The sequence below is a fragment of the Pseudomonas sp. PH1b genome, from assembly GCF_000633395.1.
In the GTDB taxonomy this organism is placed as follows: Bacteria; Pseudomonadota; Gammaproteobacteria; order Pseudomonadales; family Pseudomonadaceae; genus Aquipseudomonas.
In genome coordinates this window covers 1-1,221 of sequence record NZ_AYMU01000053.1, presented here as the reverse complement: position 1 = coordinate 1,221, position 1,221 = coordinate 1, and the positions used below count along the sequence as shown (strand labels likewise).

Genomic DNA, 1,221 nt, shown 5'->3' with positions numbered 1-1,221 from the left:
TCGGTAACGTCAGTTACTGCTGGAGCAGGGTTGGTTGCCAGATCTTCAAAGTTGCCACCGTCAGCCTTGCTGATGGTGACTTCGACCTTACCGGCGTCCTTGTAGACGTCGTCCGCCGGGGCCGGAACGGTCACGGTTCCAGAGGTAGCGCCGGCGGCGATAGTGATTACAGCGCCGTTGCTCAAGGTCACGGTAACTGGGGTGCCCGCGGCGTTGGTCAGGGTCGCGGTGTAAACGATCGAGCCACCCTCGGCGACCGTATCGGTTGCACTAAGACTCAGCGTTGTGGTGTCGACAGTGTCAGTAACGGTGGTCTCAGCCGGTTTGTCGCTGGTCTCAAGCTTCTCGTAGTTGCCACCCTCAGCCTTGGTGATGGTGGTGCTCAGGGAGCTACCACCAGCCAGGGCATCGTTCGGCGCGGTGAAGTTCACGGTCCCGGAAGACTCACCTACCGGGATGGTAATGGTCTGCCCGTTGGACAGAGTTACTACGACAGGAGAGCCGGTGACAGGGGCGGTAACCGACGCGGTGTACACCACGGTGCCGCCCTCGGCCACGCTCGGGGTTGCGGTCAGCGAAACGGTGCTGGTGTCGATGGTGTCAGTGACGTCGGTCACGGCAGGCACTGGATTAGTGACCAGGTCTTCGAAGTTGCCGCCATCAGCTTTGCTGATGGTGACTTCGACTTTACCGGCGTCCTTGTAGACGTCATCGGCCGGGGCTGGAACGGTCACGGTTCCAGAGGTAGCGCCAGCAGCGATAGTAATGACTGCGCCGTTGCTCAAGGTCACAGTAACCGGGGTGCCCGCGGCGTTGGTCAGGGTCGCGGTGTAAACAATCGAACCACCTTCAGCCACGGTGTCGGTAGCGCTGAGGCTCAGCGTTGTGGTGTCGACAGTGTCAGTAACGGTGGTCTCAGCTGGCTTGTCGCTAGTTTCCAGCTTCTCGTAGTTGCCGCCCTCAGCCTTGGTGATGGTGGTGCTCAGGGAGCTACCGCCAGCCAGAGCGTCGTTCGGCGCGGTGAAATTCACGCTACCGGAAGACTCACCGACAGGAATGGTAATGGTCTGGCCATTAGACAGAGTCACTACCACTGGCGAACCGGTGACCGGAGCGGTAACCGACGCGGTGTACACCACAGTGCCGCCTTCAGCAACGCTCGGCGTGGCAGTCAGGCTGACAGTCGAAGTGTCGATGGTATCGGTAACGTCAGTTACTGCT

The 1,221-nt window shown here is 60.3% G+C and carries 1 protein-coding gene; it reads right to left on the bottom strand.

The window, feature by feature from the left end:
* A partial coding sequence (locus U873_RS0133370; RefSeq protein WP_029978858.1) for an immunoglobulin-like domain-containing protein occupies nt 1-1,221 on the bottom strand: 1,221 nt, incomplete at both ends.